The sequence below is a fragment of the Pseudoalteromonas sp. H105 genome, assembly GCF_001469215.1.
Taxonomy (GTDB): domain Bacteria; phylum Pseudomonadota; class Gammaproteobacteria; order Enterobacterales; family Alteromonadaceae; genus Pseudoalteromonas.
In genome coordinates this window covers 1-21523 of sequence record NZ_LOFH01000015.1, presented here as the reverse complement: position 1 = coordinate 21523, position 21523 = coordinate 1, and the positions used below count along the sequence as shown (strand labels likewise).

The following is a 21523-nucleotide window of genomic DNA, read 5'->3' as shown; positions in this document are numbered from 1 at the left end:
TTTTAGCATTCGCCTAAAAGGCTATATCCTGCCCTTTTGAATTAGATAAGATAAAGGGCTTATATGCTTTTTCGAATACTGTGTTCAACGCTAATTTTTACAGCAGCCAGTGATTCTTTTGCTGCACAAAACAATATTGAACGCATCACGACAACAGCATCTCGGTCGCAGGTAAGTGCCGATCCTCTCCCCTTAGTTGTCAGCAGCATCACCCAAGCAGAGCTGGATTTAATTGCCCCCACTCACATTGAGCAAGTGTTAAAACAAATTGCTGGCGCAAATGTACAACACGGTAATGGTCAAGAATACTTGCCCGCGCTGCGCTCACCGGTGCTATCTGGTGCTGGCGCCTGCGGTGGTATTTTGACCGCTGAAGATGGCATTCCACTGCGTGCGGCTGGTTTTTGTAATATTAACGAATTATTTGAAGCTCACACCGAAATGGCCGAACGTATAGAAGTGTTAAAAGGCCCAGGCTCAGCCCTTTATGGTTCAAATGCAGTGCATGGGGTTATTAATGTCATTACGCCAGATACCACTTACGATGAACATTTACTAGGAGTTGATTTAGGCTCTTACGGTTACAGCCGTTTAAAACTGCGTAGTGGGAAAGATTTAGGTGTTCAAGGAGTTGGAATCAACGCCAGTGTTACGCGCGATACCGGTTACCGTGATGATGAGAGCGTAAACCAAGAAAAACTCAACCTACGCCATCGCTACTTAAATGATGACTGGTCTATTAATACAGGACTGAGTTATACCCACCTAGACCAACAAACAGCGGGCTTTATAACCGGTTTCGAAAGCTATAAAGAAGAAGCAATAGCCCAACAAAACTTTAACCCTGACGCATTTAGAAAAGCCCGCTCTTTTAGGGTTTGGTCAAAAGCACAGTGGCAAACACAAATCGATACAATCACCATAACCCCCTATATGCGTAAACAAAGCATGACCTTTTTCAAGCATTTTTTACCGGGTACACCGCTTGAAGAAAATAGCCAAAATGGCGTTGGAGTACAGTCACTTTGGCAACATAGCTACTCGAATGAACTGACTGTTAACGTAGGCTTAGACAGCGAATATTCTCGCGCTGACTACCTGCAATACCAAGACAAGCCAACCCAAGGCTCTGCGTTTTTAGTTGCGACTGTGCCGCAAGGCAAACATTACGATTACGATGTAAATAGCACGCTGATTGCGCCATTTATTAGTATTGATTGGCAATGGCAACAACTGAATGTCAGCCTAGGTGCTCGCTTTGAACGACTCAATTACGACTATACCAATAACATGCTTGCAGGGCGCACCGCTGAAAATGGCAGCGAATGTGGGTTTGGCGGATGTCGTTACTCTCGCCCACCCAGTGATGAGAATACCTTTACCAATACATCACCCAAATTAGGCTTGAGTTACCAACTAACTGTCGATAACTATTTATACGCAAACCTTTCCCGCGGTTATCGCGCTCCACAAGCTGCCGAGCTTTATCAGCTCCAGCGCGAACAACAAGTGGCTGATCTAGAATCTGAAACAGCAGACAACCTTGAGCTAGGCCTCAAAGGTCAATATCAACAATTGCACTATGTAGTGTCTGCCTATGCTATGGATAAAGAAAACGTCATTTTTCGCGACAGTGACTTTTTTACAATTAATGACGGGCAAACTCAACACCGCGGCATTGAGCTAGAGCTAGACTATCAACTAACTCAATCTTTACAGCTTAGCATTGCAGCAAGCCATGCCAAGCATACATACAACTATGACCGTGTATTATCCGGTGTAAACATTAATGGGAATGACGTAGACACCGCGCCACGTAATATCGTTAACCTACAGGCTAACTGGCAAATCAATGATAACTCCCTTGTTGCAATTGAATGGCATCATGTTAGTGATTATTTTACCGATCCTGAAAACCTTCACAGCTATGATGGCCATGACTTACTAAATTTACGTGGCGCTTTGCAGCTCACTGAGCAACTTAAACTTACCGCGCGAATTAACAACCTAACCAATATCGCTTATGCAGAACGTGCCGATTATACAGGTTTCAGTGGGGATCGTTATTTCCCCGGCAGACAACGTAACGTGATGTTTTCAGCAAGTTATGCTTGGTAATAAGCCTGTGGCCTTAGCTCCCTTTTATTAATAGGGTTTTATTTTATATCTCTAAGTGCGCCTTTAATCTAGGTGCACGGTTGAGCGCCCCTTTAGCGGGCTTTTTATACACGGTAGTTTGCGCTACATTTAGCATTTTATCGGCTTGTCCTCGCTGCTGGGTCAATGTAGTTAAAACTAACCTTAGTTTTGATTACGCCCCCTAACAAACATTTATTACAGCCTATTAAAGTCAGTAAAGTCAGTAAATTCAGGTGCTGCGGCTTTAATTAATGGGTTAGGTATTTTATGAAATGCCGACTCATCCTATTTTATATCTATGCAAGGATAGCCTAGGCTATAATCGCGCCCCTCTTTGTTATTGATGACTTTAATTTTGAATTCAACTCCCATTAAACGTACTGCCTTGTCTTATGTTATTTTAATTTTAGGCATCATCTGTATTGCCGCAAACTTGCGTGCTCCGGTTACTGGGCTTGCACCCGTTCTTGATAACATTATTTTTAGCTTTAACTTAACTCCCTCACAAGCAGGTATGCTGACAACGTTACCATTAATTGCTTTTGCACTGGCTAGTCCAATGGCAACAAGTATCGCTAAAAAACAAGGCTTAGAAATCTCATTATTTATTGCACTCATTCTAATTGGACTTGGTCTGGCATCACGGTTAATTGACTCTGCCACTATGCTATATTTAGGCACAGCGATCATTGGCATCGGTATTGCGATAGGTAATGTGTTGCTACCGAGCTTAATTAAACGCGATTTCCCCCATAAAGTGGCGGTGATGACATCTACTTATGTACTGGCAATGGGGATTTTTGGTGGCTGTTACTCAGCATTAATTATTCCATTAGCTGAGTATAAAAATATTGGTTGGCAAGTCGCTTTAGCCTGTTATGGGCTACTCACTATACTTAGCATTATTATTTGGTTACCCCAATTAAAATCGCACACTAGACCCACCAAAGATTTACTAACGAGTGCTCATAACAACAGGGTTTGGCAAGAGGCACTTGCTTGGCAAATTACTTTACTACTGGGCTTAAACTCATTTTTTACTTATATCATAATTGGCTGGTTGCCAAGCATTTTACTTGAAGCTGGCCACACAGCTCAACATGCTGGTGCTCTGCAGGGAGCATTTCAGATAGCATCTGCAGTCCCTGGCATTATCTTAATCCCACTGCTAGCAAAACTAAACGATCAACGTATTTTAACTAGCTTATTGGCATCAATAGCCGCAATATGCTCACTTGGACTGCTTTATTTCCCTGAGTTTGCTGCCCTGTGGACAGTTACATTAGGCTTTTGTTCAGGTGCGTGCTTTATCTTAGGTTTGTCGTTTATTAGTTTACGTACTCATAATGCACAACAAGCGACGTCGCTTTCTGGTATGGCACAGTGTATAGGTTATTTGCTCGCGGCCTCAGGGCCACTTATTGCGGGGGCATTGCATAGTTATTTTGGAAACTGGGCGACCACATTGTGGTTGTGTACTGTAGCAAGTGCACTCTGTGCAATCTTTGGCTATTTAGGGGGACGTAATATTACGATGAAGCAGGCTATTGAAACCCGCTAAATAAAAAATGCGCTATATGATAACCATATAACGCATTCTTATCATTTTTTTGGTTTGACTAGCGCACCGCAAGTACGATTAAACCGGGTATAACAAAGAACGAACCCAATACATATCCCAGTGCTGCCGACTTGTTCTTCGTGCCTACTTCAGCCAGCTTTTCAGCTAGTTTAATTGGAATCTCACGTAATACTGGAATACCGTAAATAAGCGCAACAGCAAACACATTAAACATAACATGCACAAGTGCAATAGTCAGTGCCACTTCAGCCATTGGACCGGTAATAGACGTTGCAGCCAATAATGCAGTGATCGTCGTACCAATATTTGCACCTAATGTGAATGGGTAAATTTGACGCGTAGTAAATACACCGCTGCCCGCAAGTGGAATCATCAAGCTTGTTGTTGTTGACGACGATTGCACCATAACCGTTACAGCTGCACCTGATGTAATACCCGCGATTGGACCACGGCCAATTGCACCATGTAAAATGTCTTTTGCTTTACCAACAAGCGCCTTTTTAAGAAGCTTACCTAATGTTGTTACTGCAAATAAGATTAAAAAGATACCCGCAACGACCATTGCTGCACCCAACATTTTTGTATCTAAGAAACTAAATGCATCTTTGATTACACCCACAGCAGGCTTTACCAAAGGTTTAACAAAGTTATAGCTCTTTAATGATAAGTCAGCATCGCCCACGAATAAATGCGATAACATGGCTGAAAGCTTTTGTAATAGACCAAACATGATTTCAAGTGGTAAAAAGATAGCAACAGCGAACAAGTTAAAGAAGTCATGAACTGTTGAGGCAGCAAACGCACGCTGAAACTCTTCTTTTGAGCGAATATGACCAATTGATACCAACGTGTTTGTGATAGTTGTACCAATATTTGCGCCCATTATCATTGGGATAGCAATACTTAAAGGTAAACCACCTGCCACAAGACCAACGATAACCGATGTTACAGTAGAAGAAGACTGCACTAAAGCCGTTGCTAAAGCACCTAGTAATAAAGCGATAAACGGGTTAGTTGCAAATGCAAAAATTTCTTGCGCGCCTTGTGTACCACCTGACGCTAACTTAAAACCACCACTGACTGTACCTACGGCAACCAGTACTAAATAAACTAAAAAGGCGATTGCTGCCCAGTTAAGCGTTTTAATTAATAGCGTGTTCTGCTTTGATTCACTCATGTTTAAATCTCAATTATTGTCTTACCGAATATGGCATTTTAATGACGTTTTTGTTTCAGAGCGCATTAGAACACCTAAATATTACAGAAATATTTCACTCAAATTAACGAGCGCTCTTAAAACCTTCATTCACAATGTAAAAACTCTTAACTTAGATAAAAAAAGACTGAGATATAAAAAATAGTTAAATATTATCATAAGGTTAAATATACAAACGACCTTTACATTGATTTACAGAGCAACTGAGTTCTCATTATTCTATTTATTAAATAAATTGTATTTTTCTGTCTAAGGGAAGAGTTGATTTATAGCCTAATGTCATAAATACGAAGCGGATTGAAATTGCAAAAAACAAAATTGAGTTGCTTTTCAATTCAAAAAGCAGGTCATTGAGGAGCATTTAAAGATGAGGGCAAAAATTTTAGGTCAATTAAGCCCCCTTCTTAGATGGACAACACACTAACGATGTTTGTATTGTGTTTTACAGTGGCTGCGCATAATGGCTGGGTCACGTAACTTTAAATGCTTTGTTGTGCGACCACTGTGACGTTTGCGCCACACTTTGAATGAACCACTGGAAACATTATTGCGCATAAAAGTAACGAGCTGTGGGTGGCTTAAACCAAAAAGGTCTTCAATAGCTTCAAAGGGTGTGCGGTCCTCCCACGCCATTTCAATAATCCGAGAAGTTTCACTGTCATTAAATTGCATATTTTACCCAAAATATGTTCATACGCAGTCATTTCTACTTTAGCTCACCTTATTGAACACTTATATCAACTCGCCATGGTGGATTTAAGCGGTTTTCTCCGGCCCAAAAAAGCTTAATTTGGTTTCCTGATGGGTCTGTCAGCCTAGCCTCCTGCCATAAGTAACGCTGCTCAACAATCTCTGTATCAAATTTAATGCCTTTAGCTTTTAGTAGCTCAACCCACTCAGTGAGTGTGTTACTTTCAAAGTATATTGTTGCCCCATGACTAACCACGTCATGTGTAAATACTAAGGAAAATGTAACATGATTAGCGCACTCAAAGCGCGAATAATGAGGTGTTTTTACAATTTGCGTAAAGCCCAAAGCCAGGTAAAAAGCGTTGGCTTTTTCAATGTCAGTGACAGGTAAAGTGATTTGATTAAGGTTCATAGTCGCTACCTAAATATAAAGTTAGGTAACGACTTTAAAACCTTAACCAAACTTGAGGTCAATTAGTAATTTGCACTTAGGTATTAAGAAGCTTGATAACGATTTGCCTGCTTGATACTGGCAAAGTCATTAAACCGCACCCCATGTTTCTTCATAACCTCAAGAACCTTTTTACTGATCATTTGGCGTAAATAGAATGGCTGATTCGGCACAAAATGATGAATAGTATGGGTGTGACCAAAGTTAAAACAGAACAAGTTAAACGGGGCAAATAAACGGCTAGTTATTACATGAGTTTGCTCCAGCATGTTATTAACGCCGCCATAATAATGCATTGATGACGTAACAAAGTTCAGCGAACTTGAGCGAACAATATTAGGCACAATCAACACCACCATCAAAAACTCAAATACAGCCATAATTTCTAACGCAAAAGCAGGTGAATTAGCTTCAAGCGGCATAAATAAATTAACCAAATGAAACACAATTACACTATACAAAATGGCAAAGTAAGCCGTTGTTACCGGAAAACCCGCATTAAATACACTTAAAAAGCTAAAGTTTTTAATTTCTTTACTGAAACGCTTGGCATTTATTAACAAACCAAGCAAACCATCCACAATCACCAAGGCGCGTAAAAATGGATTTTTAATGCCGTTACCGACTAAACGTTCTTCTAAATCTTGCTCCGTGCCTGACACCTTATGGTGATGTAAATGCATTTGACGACGATACCAAGGGCTAATAGTGTTTGGTCGCATAAGCCACACTGTTAACATCATAAAATTATGCAAAAAAGGTTTTTTACTAAAGTATTGCTTATGAATGAGGTCATGTTCCAGTTCATGGGAGATTGACGTCGCAATCGCAGCTAACACGATACACAACCAAGCAGGAATTATAGCAAGGTAATACAGTGTGCCTACACCAATCAAGGCACTAAGTGAGAGTAATAAAATAGCCATCCCTAACGTGTTTTGATGGGCTAACAATGGATGTTTCTGACGAAGCTTAGCTTCTTCTGCTTTAATAGCTTTAACAATGGCTTGAATATTTTCTTTGGCGCTCAACGGGGTCATAACTAGCAACTAATAATCAACGTTGCGCAAATGATACCCGAATAATTAACACGCCGCTATAGCGAGCTAAGCGGTAAGCGGTAAGCGGTAAGCGGTAAGCGGTAAGCGTAAATTACAAAATGGAGTTATTTAAATCAAGGAATGCTCTCAAGATAAATACTTTCAATTCAGTTGTTCATCTCTACAACAATTTATAGAACGATAACAGCCTTCCAACAACTATCAGCAAAACACGGTTACATCTCACTGTTCTTATACCTAAACAACCGTTTCACATGCATAAAAGTATAAAAAGAAAACAATATTAACTGGTATTTTTCTTATTATTTCCTATTTTTATATCAATCGAATTAAATTCAGACCGTTTTTAGCAACAGAATAGCAGAATGATAACAAAGCAACATTTTTGACGTGTTGTTGCTTTAAATGAAAAATGACTACCATTGTTAGCACTAGAATGGTTGCATGTTTAAGTCGATTGTAAATATATGGAATGTGCCTATTCAGTAACTTATTGACAAGGAAATGTCATGTCATCTCTTTTTGGTTTTAAACTATCAATCCGTTTTACTTTGTTCTCTATCTTTGTGATTGCCACCTGTATTACCGCTGGGGTAGCAATCATGCTGCAATACTATTTTGCAACGGAGTATGCAAATAAGAGCGCCTTAAATCAATTTCATATGTCGGCCAAATACACTGGCGATTATTTGGCTGCAATTGATCACAGGGCTACAAAACTTACTGAGTTACTGGCTGCTGATAGTCAGCGTAACCTTGATAATGAGAACCTCAATGTGATGGCAAAAGCCATGGAAAGAAACCCTCTTTATCATTCTATTTTTATAGGTCATCAATCAGGTCTCTTTACTCAACTTATTAATTTAGACGCGACATCGATCACCAGAGAACGCTTTAATGCGCAGCAAACAGACAAGTGGCTTAAAATAGAGATCTTTCCTCAACGAGGAGAAGTCCCAACCCGGCAACTGACTTTTTTAGATGAACAGTTAAACGCCACTTTGGTAACCAAAGCGCCTCATGCGTTTGATCCCACTGTACGCCCTTGGTTCATTGGCGCAAATACGCATCAAGTTTATAAATCGGCACCATATCAGTTTCAATCTCTTGATGCGCCAGGGCTTACTTATTCTAAAAAACTGAAAAATAGCGATGCTATCTTAGGAGTGGATATTGCATTAGCGAGCCTCTCTGCTTATTTAGCAAAAAATAATATGGCCATTGAAAGTCAACTTTATTTGTACCAACCCACCGGAGAGGTTATTGCCACTAATCAAGTCCAAAGCGTGACTGATGACCATGTATTAACGTCTACAAAAATTGCCTTGAGTCGTGATGAGAAAAAACTGATTGAAAATATGCCGGTATTGCTGATCTCAAACTCCAAAGATTGGAGCCCTATTGATTTTGCGATATCGGGCCAACCAATGGGTTACGCGGTAGATAAGATTAATCTAATTACTGAAATGACAGGCATAAAAATAGAGTTTATTAATGGATTTACCTGGCCGGAATTAGTCCAAAAATATAAAGAAAAAAAATTAGATGCCTTGCAAGCTGTTTACCAAACTCCAGAAAACCTTGCCATGGGCACTGTGTCAGCACCTTTTATGGATATGCCTTTTACCACCATTACTCGCACTGATCAGCCGGTTATTACAAACCTAACAGAAATGACAGGTCAGACTCTGGCTATCGCGAAAGGGTGGTCTATTATCCCCCCTTTAAAACAAAGGTATCCATCTATAACGCTCCTTGAAGTAAACACTATTCGAGACGTTTTTGCTGCTGTAAAAGAAGGTAAAGCAAATGCGGGATTAGATAGTCACCTATCGTTAGCACAAACGGCTTCTCAATTTTTTATAGAGGGCGTTAACATTAATCCGCCGCTGTTTTTCGACGATGCACAATTCCCTTCTTCATTGCACCTTTTGGTTCAAAATGAATGGCAACCCCTGCTGCCTATAATTAATCGTGCGCTTAGTAAAATTACGCCTGCTCAAGAGCGCTATCTAAAACAAAAATGGCTATCTGATATAAGTAAAACTAAACATTCACAAAACACATTCGCAGTACCCCACAAAACCTTAATTGATGCTATCGATAATCCTACACTGCACAACTCGCTTATCAAGGCCAATATGGATGGTCAACCCGTGTACCTCTACATCAGTCCAGTTAAAGTAAATGACAAGCAACAGAGCTATTTCGCCATCATTACTCCGAGCGAATTGGTTTATGGCGACACATTAGAAGAAGTAACATTATCCATTATTATCACAACGCTTTGCTTGCTTTGCCTGCTTCCTCTGTCCTACGTTTTTTCTGCGCCCATTGTGCAGCCTATTCATAAACTGATGGCTCAAAACAAAAAAATTCAACAAAGAAAGTTTGATGAAGTAAACGTTGAACCATGCCCTATTAAAGAGTTAGACCAACTTGGCCATTCGTTAAATGACATGGCTAATGCAATAAAAAAACACGAGCAACAACAAGCAAATTTACTCGAGTCATTTATTGAGTTGATTGCGCAAGCGATTGATGACAAGTCTCCCTATACGGCGGGGCATTGTAAACGCGTACCAGAAATAGGCATGTTACTGGCGCAAGCGGCTAACAAATCAGAACAAGGGATTTTTACTAACTTCAAGCTGCAAACCAAAGAGCAGATCAGAGAGTTTAGAATGGCGGCTTGGCTGCATGATTGCGGCAAAATTACCACTCCTGAGCATATTGTTGATAAAGCCACCAAGCTTGAAACCATTTATAATCGCATTCACGAAATACGTATGAGATTCGAGGTACTGTGGCGTGATGCACTTCTTGAATATCAACAACATATTCAACTTAACCCTGAATCACAGACATTTTATAAAACCGAACTCAAACGAAAGCAGCTCAAGCTACAAGATGATTTTGGTTTTATCGCTGAATGCAACCTCGGCGGCGAATACCTCAGTGAAGATAAACTCAAGCGCCTAGAAGAGCTTGCTGCTATTACTTGGGAAAGACATTTTGATGATACTTTGGGCTTATCTGAGTTAGAGCTTGAGTATAAATCTAAAAACAAACGCCCCCTTCCTTGTGTTGAAATGCTATTAAGCGATAAACCAGAGCATAAAAGACAACGCCTTCACCCCCATGAACATGCCGATAAATTTGGCATTAAAATGGATATCCCAACATTATTAGCCGATAAGGGAGAGCTCTATAACTTATCAATTTCACGCGGTACGTTAACACCTGAGGATCGCTTTAGAATCAATGAACATATGATCAGCACCATCAAAATGCTTGATAGCCTGCCCTTTCCTGATGACTTAGCCAATGTACCGCGCTGGGCATCAACCCATCACGAAACATTAATTGGTACTGGCTACCCACGCAAGCTACACAAAGAAGACTTATCAATCCCTGAACGTATTTTAGTTGTTGCAGATATTTTTGAGGCACTTACAGCATCTGACAGGCCTTATAAAAAAGCTAAAAGTTTATCTGAATCACTGAAAATCATGTCTTATATGGTAAAAGACCAGCATATAGATGCGGATATCTTTGAGCTGTTTTTAACCTCTGGCGTGTATTTAGAGTATGCCAGACAGCATTTAGACCCTTCACAGATTGATCCAGTTGATATCACCTTGTTTATAGATGATGCCAAGGTGGCATAAATGCCCTATTCTATATGCCACCTTACACCACCGATTTTACTGTTGTAACCCTTGTACACCGTAAATTGCAGGGTGTTTTAACTGGGCACTTAAAGGTAAATAACACGCCAGTGCGCCAAGACTGATTACAAATAATAACGTCATAAATAACATAGCAAACTGCATAATTTGCGGTATGCCACCAGCAATGAATTGCAATGGTTGCTGTAAAGCCAGCAATAACGCCATACTGAGTAGTATTCCTGTTACGATTGCGCTGCCATTTTGCTTAAACACTAACAAAAACAGTGCCATTGGTTTTGCCCCAACACACAAATGAATACCAATTTCAGCACGCCTTAAGAGTACTGAATAACGCATAATGCCTATTATACCAATACTAGTTAAAGCAATGGTTGCAATGATAATCATCAACGTTGTACCTGATACGACATATTGACGAAATAACGCATTATTTCGCTGTGCACTTAATGGCTCCAATTGATGAATAGATAAGCCCGAATCAATTGATTGTAATAAGGTATTAAGCGTATTTTTTGTTACGTGCTGGGTATGTTTAAATTCGATGATAAATGAATTGTAACCTGCACGAGTAAGATAAGCTTTAGGCTCAAGCGACGTTTTTCCCGGTATTGGCATTGCTTTAACTACACCAATCACGACTAAATCGTTTTCGCGCCCAGAAGTTATATCAAAACTTAAATGCATACCCAGTGCATTACCATCACTTGACATTTTTTCTGCAAGTACTTCATTGATAATTATAACATTTGCATTACTTTCAACATCTTCACTTGTAAAACCACGGCCTTGCAATACGGGCTGTTTCAGGAGTGAGAAGTACAGTTCATCAACAGATTTTCCATAGGGTAATAGGATTTGATTACTAGCTACTTCAACTAATGACCAAGTAATTAAATTATCATTAATAGGTGATGAAGACCGACTGACTTGCGCTACCCCTGGTAATAAAGCTACCTCGTTAGCCACTTGCTTTAGTAATTGATTTGCCTTGTCTCTATCTGCTGCCAGGTGGCTTGCTAGGTTAACTTTTAAACTCGTTAATTGCTCAAGTGGCAGTGTAAAGGCTTCGTCAATATTACTTTTATTTACGCTAAAAACTAAAAAGTTAATAAACAATAATGTACATGCAACACTGACCTGAAAGGCGACTAAGCCCTGCCACACACGCTTACCTACCTGTACTGACATACCTTTGCCCGCTGATTTTAAACTAGTTATTAATTGTTGATAATTTATAATCTGCGTACACAGAAATGCAAAAAACGTGGTTAATATTAAACCACTAACCAATGTTATCAGCAGTGATACTTTATTGATAGCAAGCTCATTAGCACGCGGTAATATCGCCATAGCAAAATCACTCAGAGTCACTAAAAAAAACGCTGCTAACGCAAGCCCTATCAAACTTGCCAAACCAATTAGCAAGGCAATTTCCTGCCAAAACTGTTTAAACAAAGTAAATCGGGTTGCGCCCAGTGCCGCATTCAATGCCAATGTGTGCTTGCGCGCTGCTGTTCTTACAATAAACACATTACTAATGTTTACACAGGCAATAAAAACCAAGCCTGCAACGGCTAAAATCAGCCAATAAATATTTTGTGGCGTCTCTTTTAATATCACTTTTTGCAAGGAGTTAAGCTCAAGTTCGATATGCCAATCCGCAAAAAATGCTTCGTTCGTAATATGTTGTTGCCATACATTATCAACATACTGCGATAACTTTTTACTCGCCTGCTCAATACTTATATCGTTGGGTAACTTAGCCACAAAATGGCTGCGCGAGTAACGATTCCACCAAATTGGTTTAGCCTCTGCTGAAGTTAAATTGTAATCCCACGGCAACCACACATCTGTGATTTGGCCTGTTTCAATCAGTGCAGGCGATTTAAAATCTGCGGCAGCCACACCTATAATTTTGAATTGTTGGCCGCCCACACTCAATGTTTGACCTATTATGCTTTCTTTACTGGCAAAGTCATTTTGCCATGCTTGATAACTGATCACTGCAACAGGGTTAAAACTATCTAAGGCTTCAGCCTGTGTAAAACCTCGTCCTAAATGCAGTTTAATAGCAAATATTTCAAACCACTGTGGAGTAACAAAGGAGGTGTTTACTATAGGCAAACCCGCTACATCATCGAGCCGTTGTTCGGCGTAATAGACCAATGCAGCTTGTTCAAATAAATTATGGTTTTTATATAGGTCTATCAATGCTGGGTAATTAAAAGCACGGGTATTGAGTGAGCCTGTTTGGTCAATTTGAGCATATTCAGCTTTTACTAGCCGCCCCTGTTCAGGGTATGGCAATGGTTTTAATAGCATAATGTAAGCAAGCGTTAATACTGTAATTAACGCTGATAAAACAATGCTTAACGTTGTAACAACACTCAAGCTGTAAACTTTATGATTAGCTATATTAAGTAATGCATTTTTTAAATTATACGTCATTGCAATACTCCGTTAAGTTATATCTAAATAGTCGTTGGCACTTTATTACTTTTGGATATTTCATTTTACTCTCTCAACAAGTTATTTAAGCACTTAACTGCTCTTTGATACCCAAAGCACCTAACATTTCACCATCTAGCAGCTTTAGTTGCCTTGTAGCCATATCACTGTAACGCGGATCATGTGTCACCATGCAAATAGTGGTGCCAGCGGCGTGTAATTCACTTAGCACTTGCATTACTTGGTCGCCCGATTTTGAGTCTAAATTACCTGTCGGCTCATCCACTAATAGTATTGCAGGCTCTGTCACCAATGCCCGAGCGATCGCCACACGTTGCTGCTGCCCACCCGATAACTGATTAGGTGTGTGACTCATACGGTGCCCAAGCCCCACCTTTTCAAGGCAGGCCTTTACTTTTTCAGCAATGACTTGTTTGCTCGGTTTCGTGTGATGGTAACGCAGTGGTAATGCCACATTGTCAAACACACTCAGCTCGTCGATTAAATTAAACGACTGAAAAATAAACCCTATTTTCGCATTGCGAATATCAGCAGCCTGATTTAGCGAAAGTGACGACACGTTTTTACCTTCAATAAAATATTCGCCGCTGGTTGGCATATCAAGTAAACCCAAAAGTGAAAGTAATGTTGATTTACCACAACCAGAAGGCCCCGATATAGACAAGTATTCACCGCGATAAATACACAAATCAATGCTGCGCAGTGCGTATGTTTGCAGCTCTTGTGTTTCAAATACCTTACTAATTCCGTTCATTGCTAATACGACATCCGATTGAGTGTTCGTTACTTTTTGCTCTGTCATTACTTTCGTCCTGCTCATTAATTAATTAGAATTTCGCTATTACGGCGAGTAAGGTTGGTTAAATCTGAAATAATCAATTGCTGATCTAACTGCGCACCACTGAGTATTTCGATGAAGCGCCCAGCCTCGCGACCAAACTTAACATCAACTAAATACGCACTTTGTTGCTGTGCGTTTACCTGATACAGCGCGCTTACACTGTGTGGTTTAACGTTTGCAGGGCGCTCGATATAAGCAACATTTTTTAATTGCGCAACGTTAATATTGGCATCAACGGTTAATTGCGGGCGAACATTTTCAGGGAGCTCTTTAGGCAACGATAACTCGACCTCTACGGTATTGTTGACCACCACAGGGCTGATGCGCGCGACCTTTGCTTTAACAACCCCCCGACGGGTGTCAACATGGGCAAGCTGCCCTAATCGAATATCATCCACTTGATTTTGTGGAACTTGAATTATCGCAATAAGTGAATCAACCGAGCCGATAAGCGCAATTTCTTGCCCTGCGTTTACACTTTGCCCAAGCTCAACCGGTAAGCGCTGGAGTACGCCATCGATTCCCGCTGCAACAGATAGATTAGCTAGCTGGGTTTGTGCCATAGCCACAACCCCTTGCTGCTGTTTTATTTGCTCAAGCTGAATATTTTCAGACTCTATGTGCACAGCTTCAAGTTGCTCTGCACGTTGCTTCGCTATCGCTAATTGCTGACTTAGTTGTTGCTCATCTAATCTACTACGCTGATAATTAAGTGTTGAGACGATCCCCTGTTCAACTAAACTGGTTTCGGCTTTTAATTTTAGTTTGGCATTTTCATAAGCAGCATGGCTTTGTGCCACATCAGAAAGTTCGTTTAATTGCTCGCGGGTATTGTTTAATCTTAACTGACGTAAATTAGCATTGAGTTTATTAAGCTCTTGTTGCGCACTTTTGAGCTGTTGCTCAAGCGCTGGATTGGCTAATTGCACTATGATTGAGTCACTGGTCACAATTGCACCGGGCTTTAATAAAATAGCCTGTACTGTGGCGGGAGTTTTTGCTGTTAATAATTGCTGCTGCGCAGATTTAAGCTCACCATAACCTGTAACCGTAATGGAAAGCGCACCTTGGCGTACATCACTAATAATGATATTGCTGCGCGATACAGACACACTCGCTTGACTATTGCGTTGATAAATCACTCCTACAATTAAAATAACAGCCAGTAATAAAACGAGCTTATGCCAGAGCGATAACTGCTTTACTACTTTTGTTTTTACTATGTCCATCTTGCACCGTATTATGCTTTGTATATGTAAGCTAAAGCGAAACACGTGCCAACATTAAAAACCAATAAATACAACAAATTAAAGATATTCACTGTATAAAAAGCCTTATAAAGCGGCGATACCGGACTACCCAGTGCCAGTTTGAAACTGCTCAGGCACTAACGATTTCAATACACTTAATACTGCAACCCCAAAATCGGACTCAAAGAGTCCGAAATCGGAATAAAACACCTTATATAACCACCTTTAAATAACTAACAAGCTGAAATACAATAATAAAATCACTGGCATAGAAATCGCTATACGCTACAATCATGCTGCGCTTATTCACCGATTTGGAAGTTTATGTCTGCCACTATTTTGATCATCGAAGATAGCCCTGAAATTCGCCTAAGCGCGCGTTTTATATTAGAGGATAACGGCTATCAGGTACTCGAGTGCGACTCGCCCTTTACAGCACATACTCTGATTGAAGACAGCCTGACAATTGACCTTATTTTGCTTGATATGAATTTTACTCGCGACACAACCTCGGGTGACGAAGGTATGGCGTTTTTAAAGCACTTACATAAACAACAATTAGATATTCCCGTCATTGCAATGACGGCATGGTCGAGCGTAGATCTGGCGGTGCGTGCTATACAACACGGTGCGTGTGACTTTATTGAAAAACCATGGCAAAACCAGCGCTTATTAAAACTAGTTGATCAACAACTAACGCTTAAAAAGTTAAATAAACAAAACCAAAAATTGCAGCAACAGCTTAGTGATCATGACACGCCTGCATTTGTGTATCAGTCACGCGCTATGCAACAACTAATAAGCCAGTTAACTAAAGTGGCGAAAACCGATGCTAATATTTTACTGACAGGTGAAAATGGCACAGGTAAAAGCCAGCTAGCACAATGGCTTCATCAGCAGTCTTCGCGTCATACACACCCGTTTATCGCAGTAAATATGGGAGCCATTGTTGAATCGTTATTTGAAAGCGAAATGTTTGGCCATAAAAAAGGCGCATTTACCGATGCCAAAAGTGAGCGTATTGGGCGCTTTGAGCTGGCCGATAACGGTAGCTTATTTCTAGATGAAATAGCCAATATACCGCTGCCACAACAAGCTAAGCTATTGCGGGTACTTGAAAGCCAAGAGTTTGAAATGGTCGGTTCGAGTCAAACCCAAAAAACTAATGTGCGTTTAATATGCGCTACCAATGGCGATATTGCCACACTGATAAATCAAGGCCAGTTTAGAGAGGATTTATACTACCGGGTAAACACGTTGGAATTTGTCGTACCGCCATTGCGTGAACGCATTGAAGATATAGTGCCTTTATGCGAGCACTTTATAAATTTACACGCTAAAAAATACTCAAGCGCAGTACTGACCCTAAGCGAATGCGCTAAACAGGCATTAAACCACTACTCTTGGCCGGGTAATGTACGCGAGTTAAGCCATGTGATAGAACGGGCAATATTGCTGGCAACAAACGACATATTGACCGCTAATGACTTAAACCTGCAAAGCAATCAAAGCAATAGCACATTACCACTTATGACACTAGAGCACGCAGAGCGCCAATTAATTGATCTAGCCCTTAAGCAAACTCAAGGACATATCCCTAATGCCGCTAAGTTATTAGGTTTAGGTAAATCATCTATGTATCGTCGCCTAGAAAAGTACGGTATTACTGGATGAAAAACACGATAAAACCGAGTTGCCTTTATCAATCATCGCTTGAGCGCAGCTTAATCGGCTTTGCGCTATTAAGCGGTCTTTTTGCCACACTAGGCAGCTACTTGATTGCTCAGTATTTTGCGTTATCTATTGTTACTTCAGCTGGGTTCTCACTCTTATTTTTAGGTATTTACTTTAAGCTGTTTATTCGTACCTACAAAAAAGTAATCAACAGCTTTAACCGCAATCATGCCCATTTAGATGCCATTTTAAACGAAGATTATAACCAGCTCGTTAAACCCAGTTATCAAGCAGGGAGTATTCACCAATTACAGCAAAGTTTGATTTCACTAAGTGAAGAGTTGTTTAAAAAGAAATCGCGATATGATCAGCATGTTTTTTTGGTGTACCAATTAATTGAGCATTTTAATGTGCCTATCATGGTGCTCGATCAACATAATAAACTCAACTATGCCAATAATGCGTTTAGCGAATTTAAACAGACTCAATGGCAAACTTTACGCTATTCAAGCGCCGAACAATTAGGGCTTACAAAGCAAGACGCGCATTGGCAATTTAGCGATGTTATTACAGCCCAGCAATGGCAAATACGCCACAGTGAATTTATAGAGCAAGGCAGCTGCCATCAACTTATTGTTATGATCGACATCACTTCTGCACTTCGAGAAAACCAACTGCAAGCATGGCAGCAAATTATTCGCGTACTGGGTCACGAAATCCGTAACTCACTCACCCCTGTTACTGCAATGGCTGAAAATCTCGCCGTGAAGCTCACCGAACCACGACAAGTACAAGCACTTAATGTAATAAGTGAACGCTGTAATTACCTTAATGAATTTGTCACTCGCTATGGTGATATAAATAAACCACTGGCACTCAATATAGTTGAAATAGACACAGCTGCATTTTTAAAACAAGTCAGTGCAATTTACCCTGATACTGAATTTAGCTGCATAGCTAATGCCACAACCTTTAAAGCCGATCGCACATTTATTCATCAAGTGATGATCAACTTGATAAAAAATGCCATTGAAGCCAGCACTCCACCGGTGAAAATTGCACTAAGCATTCACCAGCAGGGCAGAGTAAACTGCATCACCGTTGACGACAACGGACAAGGCCTTGCCAACCCTGACAATATTTTTGTGCCTTTTTACACTACCAAACAACACGGGCAAGGGATTGGTCTGAGCTTTTGTCGCAACGTGATAGAGCAGCATCATGGTAGTTTGAGTTTAGCGAATAAAGAAAAACACCTAGGCGTAATCGCAACAATATTGTTACCTGTTTAGCTCGATTCGAACAGAAGTACCTTGAAGAGCGATTAGCTTTATTAGTAAAAAGCTTGAATTAGGCATGTAAACATACCTCATTAACTTTAGTAAAAAGTCTAACTTAAACGGGAGTTTTTAAGTTAAGCACTCTCACTTCTGATCAGCGCTAGCTTTTCAATGCCGTGTTCTGGGGTCCATCGTTTAAACTCTACAAAGTCATGTTTTTTATATAACCTAATCGCGGATTCGTTTACTACAGCGGTTTCAACAACAATAGTCGTTGGCTTAATTGGAGCGGTACTCGCGAAGTCATTAAGTACAAAGTGCATTAATCTATTCGCAATACCTTTGCGAAAGTGTTCAGGGTCGACCACTAAGCTATCAATTTCTAATTGATTATCATTACTTTCCAGCTCAATAACCCCCGCGAGCTGCGTATCGTCATAAAATCCATAAAAAAGCGTTTGCGAACTTTGTATATGAGTAACAGTGCGCGATAAAGGTGGGAAGTTATACGTACCGATTAACTTAGCTTCAATTTGATACGCGCGTTGAAAAGTAGTGTGTATTTGCTTCGCGACTAAATCACTTGCGTTATCTAACTTTTTAATCAATGGGTAAGCTCTGTATCGTCTTATTTTACAGTTCAACTTATCAGTGTATGGCGTTTTTAAACAGGCTTATTAACGTCACTCATAAGCGCCCACTAAATTTACACTTACATAATAGGGCGCTTGTTCTCTCTGCTCTTTCTGTGGTGCCAGTAAAAGCTGCGAAGCTCTAAATTGAGAACAACACAGCTTACTGGTTAAATTGCTATTGCACTAATCCGCCATCAGCAATATTCCATTCGTGTATACCTGTTAAGATGTCGCGTCCGGTTTTTCCAGCTTCAGAGTACTGGCTATTACCTGCATGAAAACCAATTTTTTGCGGTGGTGCTGATAACTTACTCCACCCATTGAGTAAGGCATCGTAGTTTTCAACTGACAATGCAATCCCTTCAAACATACTGCGCATATCACTGAGGTTAGAAATATCCCAATCACTTAAGTTTTGATCAAATGAAACCGCATTGCGAAACATACTGTTCATATAGGCAACACCAGACACATTCCAGCGACCAATGTTTTGATTAAATGCTGATGCACCATCAAACAGATTGCCCATATAAAATACAAACCCAACTTTCCAATCACCTAAGTCTTGATTAAACGACTCTGCATTAGCAAATAGTCCTGTCATCCTATAAACACCGCCAACTGTCCACCTGCCAATTGGTTGGTTGAATTGGCTGGCATTATTAAACATGCGTATCATGTCTTTTAAGCTCGCTGTATCCCAATGGCTAATATCTTGATTAAAGTTCGTTGCACCATCAAACATGTACCCCATTCTTACAACACGAGACACATCCCAACTTTCAAGAGGTTGGTCAAATAAAATAGCTCCTTGAAACAGACCGGTCATATCTGTAATAGTAGAAACATCCCAATCGTTTATGTCTTGATTGAACGATTGCGCATACGAAAACATGTAAGAGAGATTCGTTACGTTTGATAAGTCAGGTGTATCTAAGGCATTAATAACAAGGTTAGCGCAGTTTATAAATGCACGCTCCATTGATGACCAACGAATATCACCCCACTGCTCTACGGTTAATAATTTGTTCCAATCAGCTTGCGTTTCATCAAAGTAAAAACGTGGGAAATCACCACTTATTTTAATGGTATAGGTCCCGCTGGTGTCGTATGTGTGGGTAATTGTATTAACAACATTGCGGTCGATAGTGCCATCGCCCCACTCTATCTGGAAGTTATAACCCTCACCTTTCGTTGTAATTTTAATTGTATTGGCATCTGTGGAGAACAGTTGTGTATTATCCGTTTTCCAGGTTGTGATAAATTCACGAGGTATAACCACCTCAACAGTGCGCTCAATACTTGCCGTGTTTCCTGCTTTATCTGTTGCAGTGTAGGTAACTATGTATACACCTGTATTATTAACATCCACTTCACCAAATACTGTTGCACTGATTGCACCATCAAAGTCATCAAGTGCCGACGCCCCTTGCTCTGAGTACTCTTCATTTAAGAATAACTTAATATACGCTTTACCAATGAGAGTAAGCAGCGGTGGCGAGGTATCTTTAGCGTCAAGTACCGTCACGTTTCGGGTAATTGAACTCGTATTACTAGCGGAGTCGACTGCGGTGTATGTAATTGTGTAGTCGCCGGGCGTGCTTTCGTCCACAGCGCCTGAAATAGCAACACTCACTGTTCCATCCACATTATCTTGTGCTTGGGCTCCTAGCTCTTGGTATGATTCGCCCAGCTCAAGAAAAATAGACTTTTCACCATTCAACGTTATATTCGGCGCTTGTGTATCATCGGGTGCAACTACTGTAATTGTTCTAATTATACTTGAAGAATTTCCCGCGCTATCAGTCGCTGTGTATGTAAACGTATATACACCAGCTTGATTCAGGTTCAAAGAGCCTGACACGCTAACACTGACGCTACCATCCTTATCATCTGAAGCAGATGCACCATACTCTTGGTAGCTATTGCCTATATTGAGCGTAATAGCTTGCGAACCGTTTAAAGTAATCACAGGCGCGGTTGTATCTAGGTTTGAATTAGTTTCTGTGTCAGCTTTTTCTGCACCACCAGAGCCACCGCCACAAGCAGATAATGTAAACAGAATGCACAAAATAAAAATATGCTTAAAGATAAATAAGCGATTAGTCGTCATTTTCTTTCCTTTAAAATGCCTCAATGTACGAACTTGAGTAAGGGTAAGTAATAAAGTAAAAATAGAGTTAGACCGAGCACTCTACCATACCCATATTGGGTAATTTGTATTTATTTACCAATAAACTATTGATGATAAGTTTTTCAATCTGCATAAGGGAAGGTTAAAACAACACAAACTGACTAAAAACGATGGTGGATCGTAATAATCTTATTTTAAGTGGCGCTCGAGTCCGCATTTCATTTTTAAACTTGAGATCATAATTCATCCATGAAGCTGCATCCTTCGTTCATCCATGAACTCACTTCGAGCAACTGCGAAACTATGTTTCGGTTTACTCTCACCCAGCGGGCGGGCTTTAACTCGTAACAGTGCCACTCCAAGTGGCGCTCGAGTCCGAATTGCACTTTTCTATAGGCATAAAAAA

General features: G+C 40.4%; 14 protein-coding genes. 5 read left to right on the top strand and 9 right to left on the bottom strand.

The window, feature by feature from the left end:
- Positions 1–63: 63 nt before the first annotated feature.
- Together ATS75_RS18630 and ATS75_RS18625 are read left to right on the top strand one after the other, a co-directional pair.
- Positions 64–2118 carry a TonB-dependent receptor gene (locus ATS75_RS18630; RefSeq protein WP_058561929.1) on the top strand — a complete coding sequence of 685 codons (2055 nt, stop codon included), beginning with the start codon at positions 64–66 and terminating at the stop codon, positions 2116–2118.
- Positions 2119–2482: 364 nt separating this feature from the next.
- Positions 2483–3700 carry an MFS transporter gene (locus tag ATS75_RS18625; protein ID WP_082665526.1) on the top strand — a complete coding sequence of 406 codons (1218 nt, stop codon included), beginning with the start codon at positions 2483–2485 and terminating at the stop codon, positions 3698–3700.
- Between the two features lie 58 nt (positions 3701–3758).
- Here ATS75_RS18625 and ATS75_RS18620 read toward each other — a convergent pair whose 3' ends face one another.
- From ATS75_RS18620 to ATS75_RS18605, 4 genes are all read right to left on the bottom strand, one after another.
- Positions 3759–4898: a Na/Pi symporter gene (locus ATS75_RS18620; RefSeq protein ID WP_058561927.1), complete on the bottom strand. Its 1140-nt coding sequence runs from the start codon at positions 4896–4898 to the stop codon at positions 3759–3761.
- Between the two features lie 459 nt (positions 4899–5357).
- Positions 5358–5609 (bottom strand): TIGR03643 family protein, encoded by a 252-nt coding sequence (locus tag ATS75_RS18615; RefSeq protein WP_058561926.1) that lies wholly within the window; start codon positions 5607–5609, stop codon positions 5358–5360.
- Positions 5610–5658: 49 nt separating this feature from the next.
- Entirely contained in the window at positions 5659–6039 is a 381-nt protein-coding gene (locus tag ATS75_RS18610) for a VOC family protein (RefSeq protein ID WP_058561925.1), read from the bottom strand.
- An 83-nt stretch (positions 6040–6122) separates the two neighbouring features.
- Entirely contained in the window at positions 6123–7118 is a 996-nt protein-coding gene (locus tag ATS75_RS18605; protein ID WP_058561924.1) for a fatty acid desaturase, read from the bottom strand.
- 530 nt (positions 7119–7648) lie between these two features.
- On the opposite strand from ATS75_RS18605, the gene ATS75_RS18600 reads away from it, so the two are divergent.
- Positions 7649–10810: an HD domain-containing phosphohydrolase gene (locus ATS75_RS18600; protein WP_058561923.1), complete on the top strand. Its 3162-nt coding sequence runs from the start codon at positions 7649–7651 to the stop codon at positions 10808–10810.
- A 36-nt stretch (positions 10811–10846) separates the two neighbouring features.
- Here ATS75_RS18600 and ATS75_RS18595 read toward each other — a convergent pair whose 3' ends face one another.
- The 3 genes from ATS75_RS18595 to ATS75_RS18585 all read right to left on the bottom strand — a co-directional run bounded on the left by ATS75_RS18595 (position 10847) and on the right by ATS75_RS18585 (position 15373).
- Complete coding sequence (locus tag ATS75_RS18595; protein WP_058561922.1) at positions 10847–13282, bottom strand: ABC transporter permease; 2436 nt, start codon at positions 13280–13282, stop codon at positions 10847–10849.
- 85 nt (positions 13283–13367) lie between these two features.
- Positions 13368–14105, bottom strand: coding sequence for an ABC transporter ATP-binding protein (locus ATS75_RS18590; protein WP_058561921.1), 738 nt, complete (start codon positions 14103–14105; stop codon positions 13368–13370).
- 17 nt (positions 14106–14122) lie between these two features.
- Positions 14123–15373 (bottom strand): HlyD family secretion protein, encoded by a 1251-nt coding sequence (locus ATS75_RS18585; RefSeq protein WP_058561920.1) that lies wholly within the window; start codon positions 15371–15373, stop codon positions 14123–14125.
- 345 nt (positions 15374–15718) lie between these two features.
- On the opposite strand from ATS75_RS18585, the gene ATS75_RS18580 reads away from it, so the two are divergent.
- Together ATS75_RS18580 and ATS75_RS18575 are read left to right on the top strand one after the other, a co-directional pair.
- Positions 15719–17068, top strand: coding sequence for a sigma-54-dependent transcriptional regulator (locus ATS75_RS18580; protein WP_058561919.1), 1350 nt, complete (start codon positions 15719–15721; stop codon positions 17066–17068).
- Entirely contained in the window at positions 17065–18360 is a 1296-nt protein-coding gene (locus tag ATS75_RS18575) for a sensor histidine kinase (protein WP_235591211.1), read from the top strand. Before ATS75_RS18580 ends, ATS75_RS18575 begins: the two co-directional genes overlap by 4 nt.
- Before the next feature lie 122 nt (positions 18361–18482).
- Here the strand turns inward: ATS75_RS18575 and ATS75_RS18570 are convergent, their stop codons facing one another.
- Together ATS75_RS18570 and ATS75_RS18565 are read right to left on the bottom strand one after the other, a co-directional pair.
- Positions 18483–18956: a GNAT family N-acetyltransferase gene (locus ATS75_RS18570; RefSeq protein ID WP_058561918.1), complete on the bottom strand. Its 474-nt coding sequence runs from the start codon at positions 18954–18956 to the stop codon at positions 18483–18485.
- 202 nt (positions 18957–19158) lie between these two features.
- On the bottom strand, positions 19159–21096 hold the full coding sequence (locus ATS75_RS18565) for a BspA family leucine-rich repeat surface protein (protein WP_058561917.1): 1938 nt from the start codon (positions 21094–21096) through the stop codon (positions 19159–19161).
- Between the last annotated feature and the right edge of the window lie 427 nt (positions 21097–21523).